The 25,060-nt window shown below is 44.5% G+C and carries 21 protein-coding genes, 1 pseudogene and 1 riboswitch; of the genes and pseudogenes, 16 read left to right on the forward strand and 6 right to left on the reverse strand.

Annotated features, from left to right (window positions below; all coding sequences use genetic code 11):
- The first annotated feature begins 10 nt into the window (after window positions 1–10).
- The 12 genes and pseudogenes from nuoF to CARFE_RS0101275 all read left to right on the forward strand — a co-directional run bounded on the left by nuoF (window position 11) and on the right by CARFE_RS0101275 (window position 11,801).
- Window positions 11–1,789 (forward strand): NADH-quinone oxidoreductase subunit NuoF, encoded by a 1,779-nt coding sequence (nuoF, locus tag CARFE_RS0101215; protein WP_028051449.1) that lies wholly within the window; start codon window positions 11–13, stop codon window positions 1,787–1,789.
- 13 nt (window positions 1,790–1,802) lie between these two features.
- Entirely contained in the window at window positions 1,803–4,484 is a 2,682-nt protein-coding gene (gene fdhF, locus CARFE_RS15850; RefSeq protein ID WP_084138684.1) for a formate dehydrogenase subunit alpha, read from the forward strand.
- A gap of 82 nt (window positions 4,485–4,566) precedes the next feature.
- Window positions 4,567–4,755, forward strand: a complete 189-nt coding sequence (locus CARFE_RS0101230) for a 4-oxalocrotonate tautomerase (protein WP_011343664.1) — start codon at window positions 4,567–4,569, stop codon at window positions 4,753–4,755.
- A gap of 131 nt (window positions 4,756–4,886) precedes the next feature.
- On the forward strand, window positions 4,887–5,372 hold the full coding sequence (locus tag CARFE_RS0101235) for a 4Fe-4S dicluster domain-containing protein (RefSeq protein ID WP_028051452.1): 486 nt from the start codon (window positions 4,887–4,889) through the stop codon (window positions 5,370–5,372).
- A 4-nt stretch (window positions 5,373–5,376) separates the two neighbouring features.
- Window positions 5,377–7,278: an anaerobic carbon-monoxide dehydrogenase catalytic subunit gene (gene cooS, locus CARFE_RS0101240; protein ID WP_028051453.1), complete on the forward strand. Its 1,902-nt coding sequence runs from the start codon at window positions 5,377–5,379 to the stop codon at window positions 7,276–7,278.
- A 13-nt stretch (window positions 7,279–7,291) separates the two neighbouring features.
- Window positions 7,292–8,476, forward strand: coding sequence for an NAD(P)/FAD-dependent oxidoreductase (locus CARFE_RS0101245; protein WP_028051454.1), 1,185 nt, complete (start codon window positions 7,292–7,294; stop codon window positions 8,474–8,476).
- Between the two features lie 51 nt (window positions 8,477–8,527).
- Window positions 8,528–9,025 (forward strand): rubrerythrin family protein, encoded by a 498-nt coding sequence (locus tag CARFE_RS0101250; RefSeq protein ID WP_028051455.1) that lies wholly within the window; start codon window positions 8,528–8,530, stop codon window positions 9,023–9,025.
- Window positions 9,026–9,231: 206 nt separating this feature from the next.
- A complete protein-coding gene (locus tag CARFE_RS13835; RefSeq protein WP_049752062.1) occupies window positions 9,232–9,672 on the forward strand; it encodes a thioredoxin family protein in 441 nt (146 codons plus the stop codon).
- Window positions 9,673–9,684: 12 nt separating this feature from the next.
- Window positions 9,685–9,888: pseudogene (locus CARFE_RS16405) on the forward strand (thioredoxin family protein); the annotation flags it as partial.
- 86 nt (window positions 9,889–9,974) lie between these two features.
- A complete protein-coding gene (locus CARFE_RS0101265; protein ID WP_028051456.1) occupies window positions 9,975–10,634 on the forward strand; it encodes a phospholipase C/P1 nuclease family protein in 660 nt (219 codons plus the stop codon).
- Window positions 10,635–10,783: 149 nt separating this feature from the next.
- On the forward strand, window positions 10,784–11,422 hold the full coding sequence (locus CARFE_RS13840) for a YigZ family protein (protein WP_034541403.1): 639 nt from the start codon (window positions 10,784–10,786) through the stop codon (window positions 11,420–11,422).
- A 10-nt stretch (window positions 11,423–11,432) separates the two neighbouring features.
- Window positions 11,433–11,801 (forward strand): gamma-glutamylcyclotransferase family protein, encoded by a 369-nt coding sequence (locus tag CARFE_RS0101275; RefSeq protein ID WP_028051457.1) that lies wholly within the window; start codon window positions 11,433–11,435, stop codon window positions 11,799–11,801.
- A 422-nt stretch (window positions 11,802–12,223) separates the two neighbouring features.
- Here CARFE_RS0101275 and CARFE_RS0101285 read toward each other — a convergent pair whose 3' ends face one another.
- The 6 genes from CARFE_RS0101285 to acs all read right to left on the reverse strand — a co-directional run bounded on the left by CARFE_RS0101285 (window position 12,224) and on the right by acs (window position 20,596).
- A complete protein-coding gene (locus CARFE_RS0101285) occupies window positions 12,224–12,709 on the reverse strand; it encodes a Zn-ribbon domain-containing OB-fold protein (RefSeq protein ID WP_028051458.1) in 486 nt (161 codons plus the stop codon).
- A 1-nt stretch (window position 12,710) separates the two neighbouring features.
- Window positions 12,711–13,964 (reverse strand): thiolase domain-containing protein, encoded by a 1,254-nt coding sequence (locus CARFE_RS0101290; protein ID WP_028051459.1) that lies wholly within the window; start codon window positions 13,962–13,964, stop codon window positions 12,711–12,713.
- 23 nt (window positions 13,965–13,987) lie between these two features.
- A complete protein-coding gene (locus CARFE_RS0101295) occupies window positions 13,988–15,133 on the reverse strand; it encodes an acyl-CoA dehydrogenase (RefSeq protein WP_028051460.1) in 1,146 nt (381 codons plus the stop codon).
- 1 nt (window position 15,134) lies between these two features.
- Window positions 15,135–17,060 carry an AMP-binding protein gene (locus CARFE_RS0101300; protein ID WP_028051461.1) on the reverse strand — a complete coding sequence of 642 codons (1,926 nt, stop codon included), beginning with the start codon at window positions 17,058–17,060 and terminating at the stop codon, window positions 15,135–15,137.
- 158 nt (window positions 17,061–17,218) lie between these two features.
- The gene (locus CARFE_RS13845; protein WP_051250089.1) at window positions 17,219–18,601 is read right to left on the reverse strand and encodes a sigma 54-interacting transcriptional regulator; all 1,383 of its coding nucleotides are present in this window, start codon (window positions 18,599–18,601) and stop codon (window positions 17,219–17,221) included.
- Window positions 18,602–18,637: 36 nt separating this feature from the next.
- Entirely contained in the window at window positions 18,638–20,596 is a 1,959-nt protein-coding gene (acs, locus tag CARFE_RS0101315) for an acetate--CoA ligase (RefSeq protein WP_028051462.1), read from the reverse strand.
- Between the two features lie 183 nt (window positions 20,597–20,779).
- Window positions 20,780–20,893: riboswitch (TPP riboswitch) on the forward strand.
- A gap of 58 nt (window positions 20,894–20,951) precedes the next feature.
- Between acs and CARFE_RS0101320 the strand changes: the two genes are divergently transcribed.
- The 4 genes from CARFE_RS0101320 to thiL are packed head-to-tail and all read left to right on the forward strand — an operon-like array spanning window position 20,952 to window position 25,057.
- Window positions 20,952–21,980 carry a thiamine phosphate synthase gene (locus tag CARFE_RS0101320; RefSeq protein ID WP_028051463.1) on the forward strand — a complete coding sequence of 343 codons (1,029 nt, stop codon included), beginning with the start codon at window positions 20,952–20,954 and terminating at the stop codon, window positions 21,978–21,980.
- A 6-nt stretch (window positions 21,981–21,986) separates the two neighbouring features.
- Entirely contained in the window at window positions 21,987–23,276 is a 1,290-nt protein-coding gene (thiC, locus tag CARFE_RS0101325; RefSeq protein WP_028051464.1) for a phosphomethylpyrimidine synthase ThiC, read from the forward strand.
- The gene (gene thiM, locus CARFE_RS0101330) at window positions 23,269–24,072 is read left to right on the forward strand and encodes a hydroxyethylthiazole kinase (protein WP_028051465.1); all 804 of its coding nucleotides are present in this window, start codon (window positions 23,269–23,271) and stop codon (window positions 24,070–24,072) included. Before thiC ends, thiM begins: the two co-directional genes overlap by 8 nt.
- 4 nt (window positions 24,073–24,076) lie before the next feature.
- Window positions 24,077–25,057 (forward strand): thiamine-phosphate kinase, encoded by a 981-nt coding sequence (thiL, locus tag CARFE_RS0101335; RefSeq protein WP_028051466.1) that lies wholly within the window; start codon window positions 24,077–24,079, stop codon window positions 25,055–25,057.
- Window positions 25,058–25,060 lie beyond the last annotated feature (3 nt).

A 25,060-nucleotide genomic window follows, 5' to 3' on the forward strand; every position in this document is an offset into this window, starting at 1 on the left:
GGGGTGCCTTATGAGAAAGGTTTTGATTTGTGCGGGGACTGGTTGCATTTCGTCCGGTTCACCTAAAGTTACCGAAAAGTTTCGGGAAGAACTATCAAAAAGAGGTATTACCGATATAGAGGTTTACAATACCGGCTGTCACGGTTTTTGCGAACAGGGACCAATTGTAATCATTGAGCCCGATAAAACTTTTTACTGCCGGGTAGAGGTGGACGATGTACCGGAAATTATCGAAAAGCACCTTTTAGGCGGACAAATTGTGGAAAAAGTTTTATTCCACGAACCCCAGGTAGACAAAAAGGTGGAAAAGTACACCGATATCTCTTTTTATGCCAAACAACAGCGGCTGGTCCTCCATAACTGCGGGCATATTAACCCGGAACGGATTGAAGATTATGTAGCAAATGGTGGTTATGAAGCATTAAGAAAGGTACTTACTTCCATGTCGCCGCAGGAAGTGGTTGATGAAATTAAAAAATCCGGCTTACGCGGACGGGGTGGCGGCGGTTTTCCGACCGGTTTGAAGTGGCAGTTTACCAGGGATGCCAAAGGGGATAAAAAATACGTGGTATGTAACGCCGACGAAGGCGACCCGGGAGCTTTTATGGACCGGTCCGTGTTAGAAGGAGATCCCCACGCGGTTTTAGAAGGGATGGCCATTTGCGGCTATGCGGTGGGGGCTGACGAAGGTTATATCTACGTGCGGGCTGAGTACCCTCTGGCCATAAAACGCTTGCAAATTGCCATAAAACAGGCGGAAGAAAAAGGCTATTTAGGAGAAAATATCTTTGGTAGCGGCTTTAATTTCCGGATAAAAATTAAAGCTGGTGCGGGAGCTTTTGTTTGCGGTGAAGAAACCGCCCTTTTGACTTCCATTGAAGGAAATAGAGGAATGCCAAGACCGCGGCCGCCTTTTCCGGCGGTAAAAGGTCTCTGGGGCAAGCCAACCAATATCAATAACGTCGAAACATTTGCCAACGTGCCCTTAATCATCAAAAACGGCGCCGACTGGTATGCCTCCATGGGTACCGAAGGAAGTAAAGGAACAAAGATTTTTGCTTTAACCGGTAAGGTTAATAATACCGGTCTGGTGGAAGTACCGATGGGCATTACCATGCGCCAGATAATTTTTGATATTGGCGGTGGCATTAAGGGAGGTCGGAAGTTTAAAGCGGTACAAATTGGGGGTCCATCAGGTGGGTGCTTGCCGGAAGAACTTTTAGACTTACCGGTAGATTATGACTCTTTAATTAAAGCCGGGGCGATGATGGGTTCCGGCGGGCTTGTGGTAATGGACGAAACTACCTGCATGGTGGACGTGGCCAAGTTTTTCTTAAGATTTACCCAAAAGGAATCGTGCGGGAAATGCGTTCCCTGCCGGGAAGGAACTAAACGGATGTTAGAAATCTTAGAAAAAATCACCGAAGGGAAAGGCGAACCCGGGGATCTTGAAACCTTAGAAAAACTTGCCTATAACATTAAGAACTCCAGCCTTTGCGGTCTGGGCCAAACGGCACCCAATCCGGTTTTATCAACTTTGAGGTATTTCCGGCATGAGTACGAGGCTCATATTTACGATAAAAAGTGTCCGGCCGGCGTTTGCTCGGCGCTCTTAGAATATAAGATCCTTGAAGATAAATGTGTCGGTTGCGGCGCCTGTGCCCGGGTTTGCCCCGTGGGAGCAATCTCCGGCGAAAGAAAACAGCCGCACAAGATTGACCCTGAAAAGTGCATTAAGTGCGGTTCGTGTATGGAAAAATGTAAGTTTGGCGCAATAGTTAAAGGTTAAAGGGGGGATACGGATGGCAGACGTTACTTTGAAAATAAACGGTATAGAAGTGACGGTGCCCGAAGGCACGACGATTTTGGAAGCGGCTCAAACTGCTGGCTTTAAGATTCCAACCCTCTGCTACGACCCGGAGCTTTCTAAACCCGGAGCTTGCAGGATATGTGTGGTCGAGGTTAAGGGAGCGAGAAACTTAGTTGCTTCCTGTGTTACTCCGGTGGCTCCGGGAATGGAGGTTTTAACCCATTCGGAGCCGGTAATCAATGCCCGGAGGGAAATTTTGGACCTTCTTTTAAGCAATCACCCGGAAGACTGTTTGACCTGTGATAAAATGGGAGAATGTGCCCTTGCCGATTATGCTTATGAGTACGGGGTGCGCCGGGGAAGTTATCAGGGAGAAAAAAATGTCTACCCCATTGAAGACAACAACCCGTTTATTGTTCGGGACATGAACAAGTGTATTCTTTGCGGCAAATGCGTCCGGGTTTGCGACGAGATTATTGGTTATTCGGTAATAGACTTTATTAACCGGGGCTTTAAAACCAAAGTGGCACCGCCGTATGACGGGACTTTGGCGGAGTCCAACTGTGTCTTTTGCGGAAGCTGCGTTACCGTTTGTCCTACCGGAGCTTTGACGGTCAAAGATACCCGGGGGAAATTTAGACCCTGGGAGGTAAAACGGGTAAAAACCACCTGTCCCTACTGCGGGGTTGGCTGTAACTTTGACCTTCTGGTAAAAGATGATAAGGTGGTAGGAGTAGCTCCGAATCCTACCTCCGAAGTAAATGGCCGGTTTATGTGTGTTAAGGGACGTTTTGGGTACAAGTTTATCCATAGCAATGACCGGCTGACCAAACCGCTAATTAAGAAAAATGGCGAGCTGACAGAAGCTTCCTGGGATGAAGCATTAACTTTGGTAGCGGAAAAACTCGGGGAGATAAAAGCCAAATACGGTAGTGATTCGATTGGGGTACTGGCTTCGGCCAAGTGTACCAACGAAGAAAATTATCTTTTAAGCAAATTTACCCGGGCGGTGCTTGGTACCAATAATATTGACCACTGTGCCCGGCTCTGACACTCGCCTTCGGTGGCAGGTCTTGCCGCCGCTTTTGGCAGTGGTGCCATGACCAATAGCTTTGAAGACATAATGGAAACGGAATTAATTATGTTAATTGGCTCCAATACTACCGAATCCCATCCTGTAGCCGGTTACAAAATTAAGCAGGCGGTGAAGAAAGGGGCCAAACTCATAGTCATTGACCCCAGAAATATTGAGCTGGCAAGTTATGCGGATCTTCACCTCCAGTTAAAGCCGGGAACGAATCTGCCTTTGTTAAATGCTATGGCCCATGTGATAATTGAGGAGGGACTTTACAACGAACAATTTATCCGGGAGCGCACCGAAGGCTTTGACTCGTATAAGGATACGGTTAAAGATTATTCACCGGAAGCGGTAGCAGAAATTTGTGGCGTTCCCGCCGAAAAAATCCGGGAAGCGGCCCGAATGTATGCCAAGGCCGGAAAAGCCATGATTTTATACACCATGGGGGTTACCCAGTTTAGCTTTGGTACCTACGGAGTACTGGCGGTGGCCAATTTAGCCATGCTTACCGGTCATGTAGGTAAGGATGGTGCCGGGGTAAACCCGCTTAGGGGTCAAAATAATGTTCAGGGCGCCTGCGATATGGGCGGCCTTCCCAACGTTTTTACGGGATATCAGCGGGTAGATGATCCGGCCGCCAACGAAAAATTCTCCAAAGCCTGGGGAGTTAAGCTTCCGGAAAAGCCGGGATTGACCCTGGGGGAAATGTTTGATGGGGCGTTAAAGGGCAATATTAAAGCCATGTATATTATGGGAGAAAACCCGGTTTTATCCGATCCCGATGCCCGGCATATTGAAGAAGCTTTAAAGAAGCTTGATTTCCTGGTGGTGCAGGATATTTTCTTAACCGAAACGGCAAGATTTGCCGATGTAGTATTGCCGGCAGCAACCTTTGCCGAAAAAGATGGTACCTTTACCAATACCGAACGTCGGGTACAAAGGGTAAGGAAAGCAATTCCCTGTGTAGGGGAAGCCAAACCCGACTGGGAGATTATAGCCCGGCTGGCCACCAAAATGGGTTATCCGATGAATTATTCTTCGGCGGAAGAAATCTTTGACGAAATGCGGACCCTTACTCCCAGCTATGCGGGGATTACCTATGAACGCCTGGAGAAAAAGAGCATCCAGTGGCCGTGTCCGGCTCCAGACCATCCGGGAACCAAGTTTCTCCACAGCGATAAATTTGTGCGCGGCAAAGGCCTGTTCCACCCAATTCCGTTCAAGGAACCGGAGGAAAAACCGGACGGCGAGTATCCCTTTACTTTAATTACCGGCCGCCGGCTTTACCACTACCATACCGGAACGATGAGCCGCCGGTCCATGATGGGCGAACATGTACCGGAAGATCATTTAGAAATGAACCCCGCCGATGCTAAGAAACTTAATGTTAATGATGGAGATAGGGTAAGGGTAACCACTCGCCGGGGAAGTGTGGAAATTAAGGTAGCGCTCACCGATAAAGTACCGGAAGGAACCGTCTTTGCTTCCTTCCACTTCTTCGAAAGTCCGGTCAACCAGGTTACCAATCCTGTCCGGGACCCAATGGCCAAAACGCCGGAGCTAAAATATTCTGCAGCCAAAATTGAGAAACTTTAAGGGACGGTTCTGTAAACCACCATTTTACAATGAATAGAAAGTGGTGGCTGTAAGAACCGTCCCTGTAGGAGGAGGTATAAAAATGCCGATTATTCAAATTGAACTTTTAGAAGGTAGAACTGTTGAGCAAAAACGGGAACTGGTAAAAAGGATTACCGAGGTAACTGTTGATGTTGTAAAATGTCCACCGGAAGCGGTGAAAATTATCATCAGGGAAATGAAACCGGAAAATTACGGTGATGGTGGAGTGTTACGGGCAGATAAAAAATAGAGAAAAAAGGCGGCTTTAAAAGGCCGTCTTTTTTCTTGGAATAAAAATCTAAAAATTTTGAAAAATAATTGCAGGAATTGGCAAAAAGATTTAGAAATATATACTTAGTACAAACTTTTGGAGGTGATAATTTGCGTGAGATTTTAGTTGATTTAGAAAAATGCCTTGGTTGTAAAACCTGTGAACTGGTTTGTGCTACCTCCCATTCTAAGACTAAAGAGCTATATACAGCAATCTCAGAAAATCCCCGACCGCAAAGACGGATTTTTGTTGAAGCCAATGGTTCCACCAATTTCCCTTTGATGTGCCGGCATTGTGAAGACGCTCCCTGTGTTACCGCTTGCATGAGCGGAGCTTTAACCAAAGATGAGCTAACCGGTGAAGTGGTGTTAAACTCCCAAAGGTGTATTGGCTGTTTTATGTGCGTGATGGTTTGTCCTTTCGGAGTAATTGTCGAAAACCAGCATAAAGCCGCTAAATGTGACCGCTGTGCTGAAATTGGCTATCCCCAGTGTGTTTTAGCCTGTCCCACCAAAGCCCTGTCCTTTGCAGAAGTTCCCGTTTATGCCAAAAAGGAACGAAAGAAATACTTAACAAATTTTTTGGTAAAGGAGTGATTTTATGGATAAAAGCAAATTATCGGTAGACCCGGTAATTCCCAATCTTTATCGGAAAGCCCGGGAAGAAGGGATTTCCACCGTTTTTGACCGGTATGAAGCGCAGCAGCCTCAGTGCGGTTTTGGCTTAACAGGCCTTTGCTGTCGTCACTGCGTCCAGGGACCGTGCCGGATCGACCCCTTTGGGGAAGGACCGCAAGCGGGAATTTGCGGGGCAACGGCCGAAGTAATAACGGCAAGAAATCTACTGCGTCAGGTAACTGCCGGTGCTGCCGCTCATGTGGACCATGCCTATGATGTTCTGGAAGTTTTGGAACAAATTGCCCAAGGTACGGAAAGCTACAGTATTAAGGATCAGGAAAAATTAAAGCAGGTAGCTTTTACCTTAGGTATAGATACAGCTAATAAAACAGAGCAGGAAATTGTTGAAGAAATGTGCCAAATTATCTACCGGGATTTTGCCAATTCCGGCGCAACTCCCATGACCTACCTGAAAGCCAATTCTCCGCGGGAGCGGCTGGAAACCTGGGAAAAGTTAGGAGTACTGCCGCGAAACCCGGACAGGGAAATTAGAGAAGCTTTGCACCAGACTACAATGGGGATGGATGCGGACCCGGTAAATTTAATCTTAAAGACTATCCGGCTTGGTCTGGTGGATGGTTTTGCGGGACTCAAGCTGGCCACGGACTTACAGGACATAATATTTGGAACTCCCCAGCCGGTGGTAACAGAAGCCAACCTGGGTGTACTTAAAGAAGACTACGTCAATATCATTGTCCATGGCCACGTACCTTTGCTTTCGGAAAAAATTGTTGAGTGGAGCAGAAAATTGGAAGATGAGGCGAAAAAGGCAGGGGCAAAAGGAATCAATCTTGCCGGGATATGCTGTACCGGTAATGAAGTGCTAATGCGGCAGGGGATTCCCCTGGCGACTAACTTCCTGGCCCAGGAATTGGCGATTATTACCGGCGCTGTGGATTTAATGGTAGTGGATGTTCAGTGCATTATGCCGTCTCTAGCGGAAATTGCTGCTTGCTACCATACCCGCCTGGTCACTACTATGCCTATTGTCAAAATTCCCGGAGCGGAACACGTACCTTTTACCACCGAAACTGCCGATGAAGCCTCCCAGCAGATTGTCCGGATGGCTATTGAAAGTTACCAAAAAAGAAATCCAGCCAAGGTCTATATTCCCAGGGAAAAAGCCAAAGTAGTAGCAGGATTTAGCGTGGAAGCAATAGTAAAAGCTTTAGCGAAACTAAATCCTGATGACCCGTTAAAGCCCTTAATTGACAATATTGTTTCTGGCAATATTCTGGGGGTAGTGGCTACCGTAGGTTGTAATAACGTCAAAGTAAAACACGATTGGTTTCATATAGAACTGGTAAAAGAATTAATTAAAAACAACGTTTTAGTAGTTACTACCGGCTGTTCCGCTCATGCCTTAGCTAAAGCAGGATTGATGGATCCCGCAGCAGCCGAATGGGCTGGCGAAGGGTTAAGAGCTGTCTTAACGGCAATAGGTACGGCCAATGATTTGGGAGGACCGCTGCCTCCGGTTTTGCACATGGGAAGCTGTGTGGATAATTCCCGAATCGGGGATTTAGTCATAGCCGTAGCTAATTACCTTAAAGTTAGTCCCAAAGACCTGCCAATTGCTGCTTCTGCCCCGGAATACCAGCATGAAAAAGCTTTGAGCATTGGAACCTGGGCGGTGGCGATGGGAATAATGACCCACCTGGGAGTTGTTCCGCCGGTTGTTGGAAGTCCTAAAGTTACCCGGATTTTAACCCAGGATGCCGAAGCTTTAATTGGCGGTAAGTTTTACGTGGAAACGGATCCTTATAAAGCAGCAGCCGGTATTATTGAACATATTAAAGCTAAACGGGCTTTGTTAAACCTTTAGGGGGTTAACCTTAATGAAATACTTAATTATTGGAAACAGTGCTGCAGGAATTTTTGCGGCAGAAAGTTTAAGAAAGTTGGACCCAGCGGGCGAAATCACCGTTTTAACCGATGAGCCGTACGAGGTTTACGGGCGCTGTTTAACATCTTACTTTATTGCCGGGGACATAGTTGAGGAGCAAATCTTTATCCGTCCCAAGGATTTTTACGAAAAAAACCGGATAAATCTTAAAAAAGGTGAAAAAGTAGTAAGAATTGATTTTAATGAAAAAAAAGTCATAACTTTCGAAAATTCTTACCAATATGACCGGCTTTTAATTGCGAGCGGTGCAAGGGCCAAAAAGCTTTCGCTCCCGGGAAGTAATTTACCCGGAGTTTTCACCTTACGAACCCTGGATGATGCCAAAAATATCCTGGATTATTCCCGCAAAGCTGAACAAGCTGTTATAGTGGGGGGAGGACTGGTTAGCTTAAAAGGGGCTTACGGTTTATTAAAGAGGGGGGTTAAAGTTACCGTTGTGGTGGCTTCCCGCCAGATTTTATCCCAGGTTCTGGATTACGAAGCGGCCGGGTTGGTGCAGCAAAACTTAGAGAAACAGGGGATGAAATTTCTTTTAGGGGAAGATGTTTTGGAGTTTTTAGGAGAAGACAAAATTTTCGAAGTAAAACTTACTAACGGACAGGTTATAAAAGCTGATTTAGTTTTAATTGGTAAAGGTGTTACCCCCAATGTCGATTTTTTACCGGAACCGGAGAAATTTTTGGAAGGTATACCGGTGGACCAGTATTTAAGGACTCCCTGGGAGGGTGTTTGGGCAGCGGGGGATGTGGCGAAAACTTTTGATGTTGCTCATGGTAAATACAGAGTTAATGCTCTCTGGCCAATTGCCGCCGAGCAGGGAAGGGTGGCAGCAATGAATATGGTCGGACAAAATTATGTGTATCAAGGTTCCATAGGCATGAATTCCCTGGAGTTTTTTGGGTACAATACCATTGCAGCGGGAATTACCCGGCAGGAAGAAGGTTATACGGTTATCAAACGAAGACAGGGAGCCAACTATTTAAAGCTCGTATTGGAGGGCGAAAAACTAAAAGGGTACATTTTAAGCGGGGAGGTGCGGGGAGCCGGAAGACTTACCCAGCTTATCCGTTCCGGTAGCAAAATAAAACAATTTCCCTCCTTTTTAAAAATATTTTAAAAACAATAAATTTCTGGTAAAATGTAGATAAAAATCAAAGGAGGGAAGACAATGAACCAAAAAACCTTAGAAAATTTAATGGCTGCTTTTGCCGGAGAATCCCAGGCCAACCGCAAATACTTAGCTTTTGCCAAAAAAGCTGAAGAAGAAGGTTATCCTAATATTGCCAGGCTTTTTAGAAGTGCGGCGGAAGCCGAAACCATTCATGCTTTAAAGCACCTTGAAGTTGCCGGTAAAATTGGTTCTACCCTGGAGAACCTGAAAGCAGCGGTAGCCGGTGAAACTTACGAGTTTACCGAAATGTACCCGGAGTTTATTAAAGAAGCTGAAGCTTCCGGAGAAAATAATGCCGCCAGAAGCTTTACCTTCGCTTCCAGGGCAGAAGAGGTCCATGCCCGGCTGTACCAGGAAGCTTTAAAGGCGTTAGAAGAAGGCAAAGATGTGGAGGGCGAATTCTACATATGCCCCGTTTGTGGCAATATTGAAAAAGCAAGACCCGAACGCTGCCCGATTTGCGGTGTAGCTGGCGAGCGGTTTTTCCAGGTTTAACTTAAATGCCTTTGGGGGAGGGCAGTTTTCCTCCCTCAAAGGCTGTTTCAATATATGCCAAAATACTTTTTTTATTTGCTGGGAAAATTAAATTTAGAAAAAAATGATTGACAAAAATTAGTTTTAGAAGTATTATTTTTAAAGATATAAAAATACTATAAAAAAGTTTCGCAAAAACTTAAAAAAGAGTAAAGGAGTGATAGTTGATGGCCTTTTTACAGGAAAAGGATATCCAGTTTCTTAAAGAAAAATTTGCCAAAGAAATGGTCAATGATGTGACCATTCACTTTTTTACCAAAAGCCCGGTATTAGCCCAGGATTGTCCTTACTGTGACCATACCAAGCAGCTTTTAGAAGAGTTAGCAGCTACCAGTGAAAAAATAAAGCTCATGGTTCACACTTATCCCACCGAAAAAGAAGCTGTGGAAAAATACGGGATTGATAAGATTCCGGCAATCGTCTTCGAAGGTACGGAAGATGTGGGTATTCGTTTTTATGGAATACCGTCCGGTTATGAATTTTCTACCGTTATCGAGACAATTATTGATCTCTCTAAAGGAAAACCGGAGTTGCCGGATAACGTTTTGGCAGAACTGGCCAAGGTAACTTCACCGGTTACCATTAAAGTTTTTGTCACCCCTACCTGACCGTACTGCCCACGGGCTGCAGTTGCAGCCAACCGGTTTGCGATGGCTAATGCCAATATTCGCGCCGAAGTTATCGAAGTTAGCGAGTTTCCGGAATTAGGGGATAAATACAACGTCTTTGGAGTTCCCAAGTCGGTGATTAACGAAACGGTAGAAATTGAAGGAGCAGCACCGGAAACGATGTTTGTGCAAAAAGTGCTGGAGGCGGTCCAGTAGAAAAGCTGCGGGCAAACCCGCAGCTTTTTGTATATTAAACCACTGCCTTGCCAAAATATTAATAAATCGCTGCCGGAGGCAAGGTGATGGTGGAAAAAGCTTTAAAGATTATTTCACCCCTGCAGGGGTTTTTGGATAATGTTGAACCAACCCACGGTTTTCTCCTGAATAAAGCGCTAATTCAATTGCAGGAAAAAAACTATAAGACAAGTTATTATGAGAGATACTACCGGCAAATTTACTGCGGCTTATATGCAGCGGATAAAGGCTGGCAAAATGTTACCCATTATTTTAATCCCCAGACAAAGAAAGGTTTGTTTATTTTTTTATCGGCCAAGGAAGCTTTTTACCAGGAGTTAAAAAACTTTCATAAATTTTCCGAACAAAAAAACCCCAAAGCTTTCTGGCATTTCGGCCGGGCGGCACATATCTTGCAGGATCTTTGTGAACCGCATCATTTAAAACCCACCTTTTTAAACGGCCACAAAAAGTTTGAACGCTGGGTGGGGGATAATATAAAGATAATAATAAGGAAACTTTATTTGCCTCCGGCCCTGCGGCCGTGGCTTACCCTGGAGATAGAATCCTTTAGCAGTAAGATCTTGGATTACTACGAATTAGTAGTAGAAAAGGCTGGAGATATTAGTTACTTCTGTGCTGCTCAAGAATTGCTGGCGGCTGCGGTTAAGCTTACCATGGATTTGTTTTTGGAGAATGAAATTTATTTTAGGAAATTTTGGTACTAAAATTCATTGTTTATACATAACATTTTACTGGGGGCACAAAAGACTTAAAAATTAAAATTTAGCAAGGTTTAATAAGATGCGGCTGGGCAAGGAGACTTGCCCCCGTTTTTTGTTTTTTTGGTATAATGGAAGAAAAAACGGTGAGGGCAATGGAATTTGTTACTATTGAACATTATTCTGAAGAAAGGTTTACCGAAAGAAAGTCGTTATTTATTGGCCGGGCTCTCCCGGTAAACTCCGAAGATGAAGCAAGAAAGTTTATTGAAGAAATAAAAGAAAAACATAACGACGCAACCCATAACGTTTATGCTTATACTATTGAAAACAGGATTACCCGGATGAGTGACGATGGTGAGCCTTCCGGCACCGCCGGACGACCCGTTTTGGAAGCAATCATGCAGAAAAAGCTTACCAATGTGTGTGTAGTGGTAACGCGGTACTTTGGGGGAATTCTTTTAGGAGCTGGAGGCTTAATTCGGGCTTATCGGAAAGCTGCTGAGCTTTGCTTAAATAAAGCCACCATTATCACTATCAAAAAAATCCCGGTTTATGCAGTTACCGTTAGTTACGAACACTGGTCGCGGATTTTAAAGCTTGCCAATAATTTAGGTTTACCCCAAAAAGAGCCGGTATATCTTCAGGAAGTTACCGGGTATTTTGGAGTTTTACCTGAACTGGAAGAAAAGTTTTTGCGGGAAGTAATTGATTTATCGTTTGGACAGGCCAAAATCCAAAAAGAAGAGGAAATGCTTGTAAAGTATAAAGAAGGAAGGTATTTGCCCGTTTAGGGGGGAGAAGATGAAAGTATTTGTGTATGGCACGTTGATGCGAAACCACAGGGCGAACTTCCTGCTTTCCCGGCAAAAGTACATAGGTCCTGGTGAGATCTATGGTTTTTCGCTGTATAAAGTGTCTAATTGGTACCCGGGGGTGGTTCCGCAGGAGGGAGACCGGGTAAAAGGGGAAATTTATGAATTAATCCATGAAGAGGAAAAGACCTTGACCAGGCTCGATGATTATGAAGGAGAAGGAAGTTTGTATCAAAGGATTTTAACAAAAGCCGTTGACCAGAAAGGCGAAGAACACGAAGTCTTTGTCTATGTTTATAACGGTACCGTGGATGAGGAAAAATACATACCCTATGAACAGCAGCCCTGGCGGGGTTAAAATCAAAAAAAGCCCTAAAAGGCTATCGTTTGGGTTGTGGGGTTTTTTAAGGTTTACTCATACCTTTTAGGGCCATATTTAAGATTTCGACAAAAAAAGCAAAAACCCTTTTATTTTAAAGCTTGATAGTAAATTTTTTTTCTAAAAATAATTTTTTTTATTTTTCTTTTTTTAATTAATTCTTTTAAAACTTCCTGGACAAGACTGGGAGAAATATTAAAGTGGATGGCAATATCGGTTTTAGTTTGCGGTAGCATAAGCAGGTGAAGAACTGCTTTTTTTAGATAAGCTTGCCGACCGGGGCTTAGGTCGGCAAGCTTTTGTGCTTTAATATCGATAAAATTAGGATTTGTATTAAATTTTGTTAGAAAAAATAATCATCAAGGTTTTTGCCCAAAATTGCTGACCTCCTTTTGATTCTTTTATTCTGCGGGAACAAAATAAACATCAGTAGGTTTAAATTGAGAAAGTCGTTTAAACTTTGCTCTTACTTTCATGCCAATTTTTATTTCTCCTGGTTCAACACCAATTAGTCTTCCCAAGAAAAAGGTGTCTACTCCTGGCCATTCTACTAAAATTAAATGAAATGGTGTTTCCTTTAAAAATTCTTCACTACCATAATAACAAGTGGTATAAGTATGGACATAGCCTTCCTTTGGTAATTCAAACCATTCGGTTGGTTTTCCGCAATGCATACAGTGGGCGCGGGGAGTACCATACTTATAACCACAGTTGGGGCAGTAAGTACTTAAAAGTTTACCTTCGGACAATCCTCTGAAAAATGGTGTATCCTGGGCATAGCTGTGAATATAGTCAATTTCATAATGGTGTTTAATAATCAAAGGGTCTAAGTTAAAAACTATCGTTCCACTTTGTTCGCTTTCAGGTAATTTATAATTTTTTGCCATTCTAAAACCCCCTTTCCAAAATGGTGACGGTAATATAGGTACCTGTGCCGGCATGACTGTGAATTAATCCTCTTTTAGCGTTTTTAATTTGGAGTTTATCATTACCGAAATGTTTTCCAATGGTTCCCTGGAGTTGCCAGAAAGCAAAAACTGCCTGCATGAGTCCAGTAGCACCTACCGGGTGCCCGCACGCCAGAAGTCCGCCCGAAGGGTTTACCGGTACCTTGCCATCCAAATCGGCATAACCACTTTCGACAAATTTACCGCCCTCTCCGTATCTGCAGAGACCGAGGTCTTCATAGGTTTGAATTTCAGAAGAGGTGTAAGCGTCATGAAGTTCAATAAAATCAAGCTCTTTTAAAGGATTGGTTATTCCTGCCATTTTATACGCCTGCAAGGCAGCCATCCGGCCACCCCGGAAAGAGTGAACTCCTGGATATTTTAAGTTTTTATAATCATCTTCTTTTTCGTGGGGTAATAAGGGAACTTTACCCGAGGGGCGATCAGCTAAGCGCATGGTATCGGTACCGGTACCAACACCTGTGATTTTAACCGGTTTGTCGGTGAGTTTATAGGCCATTTCTTCCGATGCGAGGATGGCTACTGCAGCACCGTCAGACATAACGCAAATATCGAGTCTTTTCAAGGGATCTGCAACCATTTCTGACTTTAAAACATCCTCAACTGTTAACTCGGCGGGGAATTGGGCGTAAGGGTTGTATATTGCATTGCGGTGGTTTTTTACCGAAACCATGGCTAATTGGCGCTCAGTTGTTCCAAATTCGTACATGTGTCGCCGGGCCATTAAAGCATAGTAACCGGTGTAAAATCCGCCTACGGGATAGTCAAAATTTGTATCTGAAGCATGAGCAATAAATTCGTTTCCTTTCCAGGTATTAACGTGAGACATAGTTTCAAAGCCATAAGCCACGCAGACTTCAGCCCTACCGGAAGCTATGGTTTCCCAGGCGGTTTGAAAGCATAATCCTCCAGTTGCACCTCCGCCTTCAATTCTTTTGGACATTTTGGGAACTAAACCTAAATAATCCTGGACCATAATTCCGGCCATTAACTGCCGGGTAAAATGGTCGGAAAAATACGAAGCTACTGTGGCATCAATTTGCTCGAGGTCTAATTTTGGGATGTCACTCATAGCATAATCGAAAGCTTCTTTAACCATGTAACGAAAATCCTTTTCGGGGTTTGCTTTTTTAAATTTGGTAATTCCTCCGGCCACCATATAAACTGGACGCATTGAAAACCCTCCTTTTTAGTAATTTATACCGGACAGCCAAGCTGCCGGGCGATGATCAGCCTTTGAATTTCTGACGTACCTTCACCGATGGTTAAAAGCTTGGCATCTCTTAAAAACATTTCTACCGGGTACTCGGTAATGTAACCGTAACCACCGTGGATTTGCACTGCATCTAAGGCTACTTCCACGGCAATTTCCGAAGCGAACAGTTTGGCCATCGCCGCTTCTTTGGCAAAGGGCTGATTGTTTTCCTTAAGCCAGGCGGCTTTATAGGTAAGGTTTCTGGCAAGTTCAATCTTGGTAGCCATGTCTGCCAGTTTAAATGCAATCGCCTGGTTAGCAGCGATCGGTTTTTTGAACTGAATTCGGGTATTGGCATAGGACAGCGCCTGTTCAAAGGCACCCTGGGCTAATCCTACCGAAAGGGCAGCAATGCCGATGCGTCCGTTGTTTAAAACCTGCAGAAACTGTTTGAAACCTTCTCCGGGTTTACCCAAAAGGTTTTCTTTAGGTATCCGGACATCTTCAAAAACCAGTTCGGTGGTGTTGGAACCTCGCATACCCAGCTTTTCAAAATTGTCAATTATGGTAAAGCCTGGAGTCCCTACTGGTACGATAAAGGCTGAAATTCCTTTGGTACCTTTAGTGCGGTCGGTGACGGCGGTAATGGTTACGTATTTAGCGTAACTGGCATTGGTTATAAACATCTTGCTGCCGTTTATCACGTAATGATCTCCGTCTAAAACGGCGGTGGTTTGAGTTCCGCCGGCGTCTGATCCGGCATTGGGCTCGGTAAGCCCAAAAGCTCCCAAATACTTGCCGAGAGTTAAAGGGGGCAGATAAGTTTCCTTTTGTTCTTCTGTTCCAAAAAGTAAAATTGGCATTGCTCCCAGGGAGATATGGGCCGAATAGGAAAGGGCCACGGAAGGACAAACCCTTGCTAATTCCTCTACGGCTATAACAAAACTTAGATAATCCGCTCCGGTACCTCCGTATTTTTCCGGAATTGGAAGACCCATTAAGCCAAGTTCGCCCATTTGCCACCAGATTTCTTCTGGAATTTTACCGTTTTTGTCGATCTCCCGGACTTTGGGTTTTAAAACTTCCTCGGCAAACTTCCTTACGGTGGCCTGGAGAAGTTTATGTTCTTCGGAAAGCTCAAAATTCACCTCACTCCCTCCTTTCTCTCCGAATTTCCGCTAAAGCCTGGGGATTTTCCAGGGAAGAGGTGTCACTTTTTACTTCTCCCAAGTAACTTTCCCGGATTAACCGGCGTAATATTTTACCGTTTCTGGTTTTGGGCAGGGCTTTTACGATTAATACGTCTTCGGGAGACAAGGCCTTGGAAAGTTTGGTCGCGATTTGGTTTTTGATTTTTTGGATAAGTTCCTCTTTGACAAAATCTGTTTTGCTTGGTACGGCAACTACGACTAAAGCTTCTCCCTTTATCGGATGAGGTACCCCAAAAGCTGCCGATTCGGCTATTTCGGGAAGAGCGTTTACAATGTTTTCAACTTCGGCGGGGCCCAGCCGCTTACCGGCAACTTTTATCGTATCGTCAGACCTTCCTAAAATGTACCAGTAACCGTTTTCATCGATTTTTGCCCAGTCGCCGTGAGCCCAGAGGTCGGGACCAAAGCGGGAAAAGTAGGTTTGTTCAAAACGCTCCGGTTCGTTAAAAAATCCCCGGGTAATACCGTTCCAGGGCCCTTTAATTACCAGTTCTCCCACCCTGTTTCTTACCGGTTTCCCATTTTCATCGACCACATCGGCATTAATTCCCGGCAAAACTCCGGTAAAAGCGCAGGGAGGAATTTTATGAATCGGGTAGGAAGCCAGTATTCCTCCGGAAATCTCGGTGCCCCCGGAGTAATTAATGATTGGCAGCTTCTTTTTTCCTACTTTTGCAAAAAACCATTGCCAGGCTTCTTCGGTCCAGGGTTCGCCGGTGGAACCTAAAATTCTAAGGCTTTTTAGTCTAAAGTTTTCCGGGTCAGCATCGGGAAAAGTCATGAGTAGCCGGATTAAGGTTGGAGAGAGGCCCAGAACGGATATTTGATGTTTTTCTATTAGTTCCCAAAGCCGGGTGCGGCTTGGGTAATCGGGAGATCCTTCGTAAAGAACTACTGTACCGCCAATCAGCAAAGTCCCGTAAATCAACCAGGGACCCATCATCCAGCCCAAATCGGTTATCCAAAAAACTTTATCTGCAGGACCGATATCAAAGGCAAAAAGCATGTCAATAGCACTTTTTACCGGGAAACCGATATGGGTATGGAGGGTTCCCTTGGGTTTTCCGGTTGTTCCGGAGGTATAGATGATTAAGAGCGGATCTTCGGTTCTGGTACTTGCAATGGAAATTTCCTGAGCAAACTGTTGCTTTAATTCGTTGTACCAGTAGAGCTTTTCATAATCAGGGGAAAGTTTTGGGGTATTTAAATTTGTAACCGCCAGAATAGCAATATTAAGGTCTTTTACTGCTTCAAGAGCGGTATTTAAAAGAGGTACTTCCTGGCCCCGGCGGGAAAAGCCGTCAGCGGTGATTAACAGTTTGGCGCCGGAAAGGATAACCCTTTCCCGGACTGCCTCAAAGCCGTACCCGGAGAAAACCGGTACGGCAACAGCCCCAATGTAAGCTAAAGCTAAAAGGAAAATTGGTGTTTCTTTAATCATTGGCAAATAAATTGCAACCCTATCGCCAGGGGAAATTCCCAGATTTGCAAGAACCGTTGCTGCTTTCTTGATTTCCTGGTAAAGTTGTTGATAACTCAAAGTTTCGAAGGTAGAGTTTTCTTTTTCAGCAATAATTGCCGGTTTTTCACCATTGTTCAGGGCTTTTTTTACAACCGCATCGTAGGCGATATTAAAACCTGCATTATTAAAATATTTAGGATAGTGCCAGCCACGGCTTAAGTCTTCTATTTTTTCGTAGGGAGTGAAAAAAGTTAAGTCCAGTTGTTTGGCCATTTCCGAATAAAACCAATCGGGATAGCTATATGCTGCTTTGATTAACTCCTCAAAGTTTTTAAAGTGCCAGCGGGCCATAAAGCGAGCAATAAAACTTTCCTTTAAATGGTGTTCCTCCGGGATAAACAATCTCTCACCTCCTTTTTAGAATTTTCTAAAAATTTAAAAAGCAAATTTTGTGCCAATACCAAAACTGCTCCCCAAAAAAATAGCTGCTTCATTTTTGAAGCAGTTATTTCAAAAATACCCGAATTATTTTTGCAGCGGCGCTTCAAAATTGAAGCACCCTAAAAGCCGGTTTTAATACCGTGTTTGCGGGCTTTTCTGATAAGCGATGCCTGGCTTATTCCCAGAGCTTTAGCGGCTTTTCGGGTTGAGCCGTAGGTTTCCAGGGCTTTTAAAAGAAGACTTTTTTCCACGTTATCGAGTTTTTTTGCTAAAGACAAATCTTCGTGGTTTTCTTTTATTTTAGACGAAGGAGCGGTCAGGTTTTGGTAATCTTCCAAAGTTATGATATTTCCTCTTGAAATGATTATCAGACGCTCTACGGTATTGCTGAGCTCCCGGACATTTCCGGGCCAGGGCTGTTCGGTTAAAAAATCGACCAATTCGGGGGCAAAAATTTTATTATAACCGTGCTTTTTGTTAAATACCTCCAGGAAATAATTAATTAGGGGCGGGATATCTTCGCGCCGTTCCCGCAAGGGGGGAATTACGATAGGAATAACGTTTAAACGATAATAAAGGTCTTCCCGAAAAGTTTTGTTTTTCACCATTTGGGCGAGATCTTTATTGGTAGCGGCAATTATTCTAACGTCTAACTTTCTTGGAGTGGTACCTCCTAACCGGTAAATTTCCTTGTCCTGGAGAACCCTTAAAAGTTTTGCTTGTAGCTGTTGGGGAAGATCGCCGATTTCATCTAAAAAAATTGTTCCGTGATTGGCCAGTTCAAAAAGACCGGGTTTACCGTTTTTATTGGCGCCGGAAAAAGCTCCCTGCTCGTAGCCGAAAAGCTCTGACTCTAAAAGGTTTTCTGGTATGGCAGAACAATTTATTTTAATAAAATTTTCCGTGCGGCGCCTGCTTTCCTGGTGAATGAGGGAGGCAATTACTTCCTTGCCGGAACCGGATTCTCCCAAAATAAGCACCGTAGCATCTATATCTGCAACGCGGCGGGCCAGTTCCACTACCTGTTCCATAGCGGAACTTTTATAAATTACCGGTTGCTGGTATTGGCTTTCCCTGAAGTGTTTGAGAGCTTCCCGGTAATTTTCCACGCGTTCGTTTAGGATTAAATTTAGCCTTTTTAATTCTTTGTAATAACTGCGGATTAAATCGGTACGGGTGACAATACCAATAATTTTGCCTTCATTATCTACTACCGGTACCCTGCCTACCGGTACTTCCCAGGTTTTATCGGCATCATCCTCCGGGGTAAAGGTAAAAAGTTCTGTAATCATCAGGTTTTTTACCGGCGTATCGGCTGGTATGTTATTAAGGAAAGCATCCAGGACGTGACTTTTAGTAATTAGCCCTAAAAGTTTATAATCCTGGTCCACCACCGGTAAAGCATCAACTTTATTAAGACGCATGAGATGCGTAGCTTCCCGTAAAGTACCGTCGGGCTTTATGGTAACCAGGTTGGTAGTCATTATTTGCTTTATTTGCATGGATGTCACCCCTTCCTGCTAAAAAAGGGCGGTATTTTACCGCCCGCTAATAATTTCCTTAATTTTTTCTAAAGTAGTTACATCCTCCAGACTGGTAACATCGCCTTTAACTTCACCCTTGGTTACAAGCTCTTTTAATAAACGGCGCATAATTTTACCGCTGGCAGTCTTGGGCATAACCGGTGTAAAGTAGATTTTGGCCGGTTCGGCGATCTTTCCGATTTTCTCCACAACTATTTTTCGAATCTTTTCTTCTAATTGGGGAGTAGCTTCGTAGCCTTGACGCAAAGTTACAAAGGCAATCGGAACTAAACCCTTGATTTCATCGGGAGCACCTACCACTGCCACTTCGGCAACTCCTTCCACTTCAATGATGGCACTTTCCATTTCCATGGTACTGAGGCGGTGACCGGCAACGTTAATTACATCATCGATACGACCGGTAACCCAAAAGTGGCCATCCTTATCCTTTACTGCACCATCATTGGTGAAATAAGCTCCCGGTACCCGACTGAAATAGCTTCTAAGATAAAGATCGTGTTCCTTCCAGAGGGTACGTACCAGCATAGGAATTGGTCTTGTCATAATTAAATTACCGGGAGTTTCCGGAGGTACCGGATTTCCTTCTTCGTCAACCACTTCTAACTTTGCCCCTAAAAACTGAATACCGCAGGATCCCGGCTTCATCGGGGTAATCCAGGCTGCACCGGCCAGAGGGGTGCCCGCCGTTTCCGTTTGTCCCCAGGTATTGTTAATGTAAATTTTTTCTTTACCTAAATTTTTATACATCCAGTACCAGGCTTCGGGATTGAGCGGTTCTCCCACCGTGCAAATCACATCCAGGCAGGAAAGGTCGTAGGGTTCCATATACTGTTCGCCGTAACGCATTAGCATTCGTACGGCAGTTGGTGCGGTAAATAATTTATTTACCCGGTATTTATGGATTATCTGATAAAAACGATCGGGTTTAGGGTAGTCGATAGCTCCTTCGTAAAAAATGGTAGTAATACCGTTGGTGAGGGCGCCGACAATACCCCAGATATGCATTGTAAGCCAGCCGATGTCCGCCGTGCACCATAAAATATCTTCGGGGTGCAGGTCTAAGTGATATTTGGCGTAAATGTAATTGTTTACCGTAAAGGCCACACCGGAATGAACCACACCTTTGGGTTTTCCGGTAGTGCCGCTGGTATAAAATACCAGACCCTGTTCGTTAGCTTCGATGGGTTCCGGTGGACAGTCTATTGGGGCTTTTTGCATTAATTCATCCCACCAGTAATCCCTGCCCGGAACCATCTTAACCGGTGTGTTGGTTCTTTTAACTACCACCACTTTCTGGATACTGCTGATTCCTTCGATAGCCTGATCAGCTTTGGGTTTTAAGGGTATTTCTTTACCCCGGCGATAGCCACCATCGGCGGTAACTAAGACCTGCGGCTCATAATGAATGAGCCGGTCCCGTAAGGCCTGTTCGGAAAAACCGGAAAAAACGGTATTGAAAATAATGCCGGTGCGGTAGCAGGCTAAAACGGCAATGACCGTTTCGGCCAGGTTGGGAAGATAAATGGCCACCCGGTCGCCTTTTTTGAGGCCAAAGCTTTTTAAGACGTTGGCAAAACGGTTAACTTCGGCCCAGAGCATGCGGTAGGTGTAAAATTTTGTTTCATAATTTTCACCTTCCCAGATAAGCGCCAGTTTATTGTCTGCTCCTTTTTCCAGGTGGCGATCCAGCATGTTGTAAGCTGGATTGGTAATACCACCAATAAAGTAGCGAAAATCAGGAAGACTTCCTTCAAAAGTTTTTTCCCAGGGATGAAGCCACCACAGTTCACGCGCCACATCATCCCAGAACTTTTCCGGGTTATCCCAGGATAGTTTTAAAAGTTCGTTGAATTTTTCAATACTGCCCGCTACCGATTTTTTTACTTTTTCCGGATTGGGATAAAAAATCTTACTTTCTTTAATCATTTTTAACTCTTCGGTTAATTCTGTCATCCAGATCCCCCCTGGAGTTTTTTTTATAATTTTAAATAAGGAGAATCGGTTTGAGGTAAAAAAAGGGTTAAATGTTAAAATGCAGAGTTGAAATGCTAAAATCTGCTTTTTATTGGTCAGAAAAATGGTGGTCTGTTAGATTATCTTGACAATTTATAGTTATTTAGATAAATTAAAAATAACAAAAAACCTCAGGGGTGCCGGATGAGCCCGGCTGAGAAGGCTTCGCGATGAAGAAGTCTACCCTTTGAACCTGCTCTGGGTAATGCCAGCGGAGGGAGAGGAAATAATGATAAGTTACCACCAACCTCTTCCATCTTCTGGAAGGGGTTTATTTTTTTCGGGGAGGTATTTGATGGAAATTTACCGGATTATTGATGTTAATTTAAACCGGGCCCGGGAAGGAATCCGGGTGCTGGAGGAAGTAGCTCGCTTTGGTTTGGTGAGCAGAAAATTATTTGAGGAATTTAAACATTTGCGACATTTTATCAAAGAAATAGAAAAAAGTCTTGCTGGAAATCCCTTGTGGTATCGGGATGCTCAAAACGACCCGGGACAGGAACTAAGCTCAGAGGAGATGGCCAGGAATAATTTGCGGGAGGTGGTGTTAGCCAACGCCAAAAGAGCCCAGGAAAGCCTGAGGGTTTTAGAAGAATTTGGGAAGCTGTTAGATGCTGCGATTGTCCTTAATGCCAAAAAAGCAAGGTTTTTACTTTATGAGCTGGAAAAAGAAGTTTTAACCTTGATTAAGCCTTCGGTGGATTTAACCTTATACGTACTTACCGATGATGCTTACCTTAACGAAGAAAAGTTCTGGAGGGTTGTCGAAGATTGCCTGAAAAATGGAGTGACGGCTTTCCAGTACCGGGCAAAAGGAAAAAAGGGAGCCGAAATGTACCGGGAGGGGCTAAGGCTGAAAGAGCTTTGTGCAAAATATGGGGTTTCGTTTTTTGTAAACGACCGGCTGGACCTGGGAATTGCTTTAAATGCCGATGGGGTACATCTGGGACAGGAGGATTTACCCCTGGAGGTGGCAAGAAAGCATTTTCCCGGAAAAATTGTCGGGCTTTCGGCTACCAATTATGAAGAAGGGGTTTTAGGAATAAAGGCGGGAGCCGATTATCTTGGGCTTGGGCCAATTTTTCCTACAACCACCAAGGAAGATGCCGCACCGCCCTGCGGGGTAGAAGTGATTCAGAAGCTTAAAGAGGAGTTTCCCAATACCCCGGTAATAGCTATTGGGGGTATTGATCGGGAAAAGGTTTTTGAGGTTATTCGTGCCGGGGCCGATGGGATTGCGGTAATTTCGGCTGTATTTGGAGCGGAAAGTCCGGCGCGGGCAGTTTATGAACTACGGGAAACAATAATTAAAGCAAGGGAGTGAGCGATAATGACTCAGCTTTTAAAAGCAAAAGAGGGAGTTATTACCAGGGAAATGGAAGTAGTGGCGGCGGAGGAAGGAAAATCGCCGGAAGAAATCCGGCAAAAGGTAGCTCTGGGGGAAGTGGTAATACCTGCTAATGTTAATCACCGGAATTTGCATCCCAAAGGTATTGGAGCGGGGCTTAAAGTAAAAGTAAATGCTAACCTTGGGACTTCGGAAAATCGCTGTTTTTACGAAGATGAACTAAAAAAAGTAAAGGTGGCTATTAAAGCGGGAGCCGATGCAATAATGGACTTAAGTACCGGCGGAAATCTTGATGAAATTCGAAGGGCGATTATCAAAGAAAGTTCGGTGCCGGTAGGGACCGTACCTTTATACCAGGCGGCGGCTGAAACGCTAAATAAATACGGTGATATAAGTCGTTTGGATCCGGAACTGCTGTTTGACGTTATCGAAAGACAGGCAACTGACGGCGTAGACTTTATGACGGTGCATGTGGGGGTGACCCGGGAAATCCTTAAGGTTCTTGACCGTTTTCCCAGGGTAACGGAGGTGGTAAGCCGGGGAGGCTCACTAACCATTGCCTGGATGGAGAAAAACGGAAGAGAAAATCCTTTGTATGAACAGTTCGACCGGCTTTTAGCTATTTGCCGGAAATACGACGTTACCTTAAGCCTGGGGGACGGTTTAAGACCGGGAAGTATTGCGGATGCTACTGACCAGCTGCAAATTATGGAATTAATGAAGCTCGGCGAACTGGTTAAGTACGCCCAAAATCAAGGCGTCCAGGTTATGGTGGAAGGCCCCGGGCATGTGCCCATCAATCAAATTGAAATGAACGTAAAGCTTATGAAGCGGCTTTGCGCCAATGCTCCCTTTTATGTATTAGGGCCACTGGTTACCGACATTGCTCCGGGATACGACCATATTACTGCGGCGATTGGTGGCGCCTGGGCTGCGTACTTTGGGGCGGATTTCCTCTGCTACGTTACTCCAGCGGAACATTTAGGATTGCCCACGGTGGAAGATGTAGAAGAAGGGGTAATTGCCTTAAAAATTGCGGCCCATGCAGCCGATTTGGCCCGGGGGAACCGGGAAGCCTGGAACCGGGATTATGAAATGAGTGTAGCCCGAAAAGAGTTAAACTGGGAACGGCAGTTTGAACTGGCAATAAATCCCGAGCGGGCCAGGAAAATGCGAATAGAGCGCGGCTCTCAAGACATAAAGAGCTGTTCCATGTGCGGGGAACTTTGTGCCATGAAAATTATGAATGAAAGGGGCGGAAAAAATGCTTAACACCCTATGGGAAATCCGGGAGAAGGTCCGGGACTTATCTCCTCTGGTGGTAAATTTAACCAATAATGTGGTGACTAATTTTACCGCAAACGTACTTTTAGCGGCCGGGGCTTCGCCGATTATGTCGAAGGGGATAGAAGAAGCTGATGAATTGGTCAAAATTGCTAATGCAGTAGTCATAAATATCGGAACCCTTCACTCCCGTCAGGTTGAGTATTTTAAGAAAGCAGTTTATTTGGCCAATAAATATCAAAAGCCTTTGCTGTTAGACCCGGTGGGTTTGGGAGCAACCAATTATCGTAATGATACGGTATTTGAACTGTTAGCTACCGGCAATTTTACCTTGGTTCGGGGTAATTACGGAGAGATAAGTTTTTTGAGGGGAAACTCCGGTCAGGTAAAAGGGGTGGACAGCCAGGCGTCCGATTTTGCAGCCGAAAATCTTACGGAAGTGGCTAAACGCTACAAAACTGTTGTGGTGGCAACTGGGCCGGTAGATTACGTTATTGCTGAAGGAGAATTGTATTTAAACCGTACCGGGGATATAATGCTTCAAAAAGTGACCGGAACCGGGTGTGCTCTCACCTCTTTAATTGGTGCTTTTGTTGGGGTAACTGATGAACCGGCTCTTGCGGCCTTAGCGGCTTTAGCTTTTTACGGAGCGGCTTCCGAAAAAGCCCGGAAAATAAGTGCCGGCCCCGGAAGTTTTCTGGTAAATTTTATAGATTCTCTTTATAATTTAACTAAAGAAGAGTTTTTGGAGTTAACTTCGGAAAAAGTTCAAGCGCTACGGTGAGAAAATGGAAATAACGAAGATTGGGGAAGAAGGGGTTATAGCTATTGCCCAGAAAGCTACTGAAGTATCCCCCGGGGTTATTTTGGGAATCGGGGATGATGCAGCGGTAGTTGAAATTAAGGGAAAGCTCCTTGTTACCACTGATTTACTGGTGGAAAACATCCATTTTAAGCGAAGTTACACGAAGCCGGAAATATTGGGGAAAAAGGCTTTAGCGGTAAATTTAAGCGACATTGCGGCAATGGGCGGCATACCTCGCTTTTGTCTGGTGAGCCTGGCTTTGCCCAAAACCACTGAAGTTAATTTTGTTGAAGGCTTTTACCAGGGATTAAAAAGTATGGCTAAAGAGTATGGGGTTACTTTAATTGGTGGCGATACTACCGGAGCTGGCAGCGAAATAATGGTGGCGGTTACGGTACTGGGGGAAGCCTTAGAAAAAGGAGTTTTAACCCGAAGCGGAGCAAAACCCGGGGATGGGGTATATGTCTCCGGTTATCTCGGAGATAGCGCGGCAGGACTTTATTTGCTTTTAAAGGAAAAATTGGGTTTATTGCCGGAAGAAGTGGAAAAATATCTGATATCCCGGCACCTGGAACCCGAACCCAGATTGGAATTAGGCCAGCTTCTCTGCCGGGAAAAATTTGCTACTTCTACCAATGATTTAAGTGACGGTCTTGTGAAAAAACTTCAGGAAATAGCACGGGCTTCCGGGGTTGAAATTACGATTAACCGGGAAAAAATACCTTTGTCTTATGCTCTTTTAACATTCTGCCAGCAATTTACCTTAAAACCTTTGGATTTGGCTTTACACGGCGGCGAAGATTACGAACTTTTGTTTACCGTGCCTGCCGAAAAGGAGGAAGAGCTTTTTAAACTGGACTTACCGCTGTTTAAAATTGGTATGGTTACGGGATATGACGAGCGGGGAAGGGTAAAAGCTGAAGATGGGGTAGTCTTGCAGGATAGGGGTTTTCAGCATTTTTAATTA

Origin of the sequence: Carboxydothermus ferrireducens DSM 11255 (assembly GCF_000427565.1) — a bacterium.
Lineage (GTDB): Bacteria > Bacillota > Z-2901 > Carboxydothermales > Carboxydothermaceae > Carboxydothermus > Carboxydothermus hydrogenoformans.

Coding starts and splice junctions, on each gene's coding strand:
- nuoF (WP_028051449.1), top strand. CDS start 11: ATGAGAAAGGTTTTGATTTGTGCGGGGACTGGTTGCATTTCGTCCGGT.
- CARFE_RS0101230 (WP_011343664.1), top strand. CDS start 4,567: ATGCCGATTATTCAAATTGAACTTTTAGAAGGTAGAACTGTTGAGCAA.
- cooS (WP_028051453.1), top strand. CDS start 5,377: ATGGATAAAAGCAAATTATCGGTAGACCCGGTAATTCCCAATCTTTAT.
- CARFE_RS0101245 (WP_028051454.1), top strand. CDS start 7,292: ATGAAATACTTAATTATTGGAAACAGTGCTGCAGGAATTTTTGCGGCA.
- CARFE_RS0101250 (WP_028051455.1), top strand. CDS start 8,528: ATGAACCAAAAAACCTTAGAAAATTTAATGGCTGCTTTTGCCGGAGAA.
- CARFE_RS13835 (WP_049752062.1), top strand. CDS start 9,232: ATGGCCTTTTTACAGGAAAAGGATATCCAGTTTCTTAAAGAAAAATTT.
- CARFE_RS0101265 (WP_028051456.1), top strand. CDS start 9,975: ATGGTGGAAAAAGCTTTAAAGATTATTTCACCCCTGCAGGGGTTTTTG.
- CARFE_RS13840 (WP_034541403.1), top strand. CDS start 10,784: ATGGAATTTGTTACTATTGAACATTATTCTGAAGAAAGGTTTACCGAA.
- CARFE_RS0101275 (WP_028051457.1), top strand. CDS start 11,433: ATGAAAGTATTTGTGTATGGCACGTTGATGCGAAACCACAGGGCGAAC.
- CARFE_RS0101285 (WP_028051458.1), bottom strand. CDS start 12,709: ATGGCAAAAAATTATAAATTACCTGAAAGCGAACAAAGTGGAACGATA.
- CARFE_RS0101290 (WP_028051459.1), bottom strand. CDS start 13,964: ATGCGTCCAGTTTATATGGTGGCCGGAGGAATTACCAAATTTAAAAAA.
- CARFE_RS13845 (WP_051250089.1), bottom strand. CDS start 18,601: ATGCAAATAAAGCAAATAATGACTACCAACCTGGTTACCATAAAGCCC.
- acs (WP_028051462.1), bottom strand. CDS start 20,596: ATGACAGAATTAACCGAAGAGTTAAAAATGATTAAAGAAAGTAAGATT.
- CARFE_RS0101320 (WP_028051463.1), top strand. CDS start 20,952: ATGGAAATTTACCGGATTATTGATGTTAATTTAAACCGGGCCCGGGAA.
- thiC (WP_028051464.1), top strand. CDS start 21,987: ATGACTCAGCTTTTAAAAGCAAAAGAGGGAGTTATTACCAGGGAAATG.
- thiM (WP_028051465.1), top strand. CDS start 23,269: ATGCTTAACACCCTATGGGAAATCCGGGAGAAGGTCCGGGACTTATCT.
- thiL (WP_028051466.1), top strand. CDS start 24,077: ATGGAAATAACGAAGATTGGGGAAGAAGGGGTTATAGCTATTGCCCAG.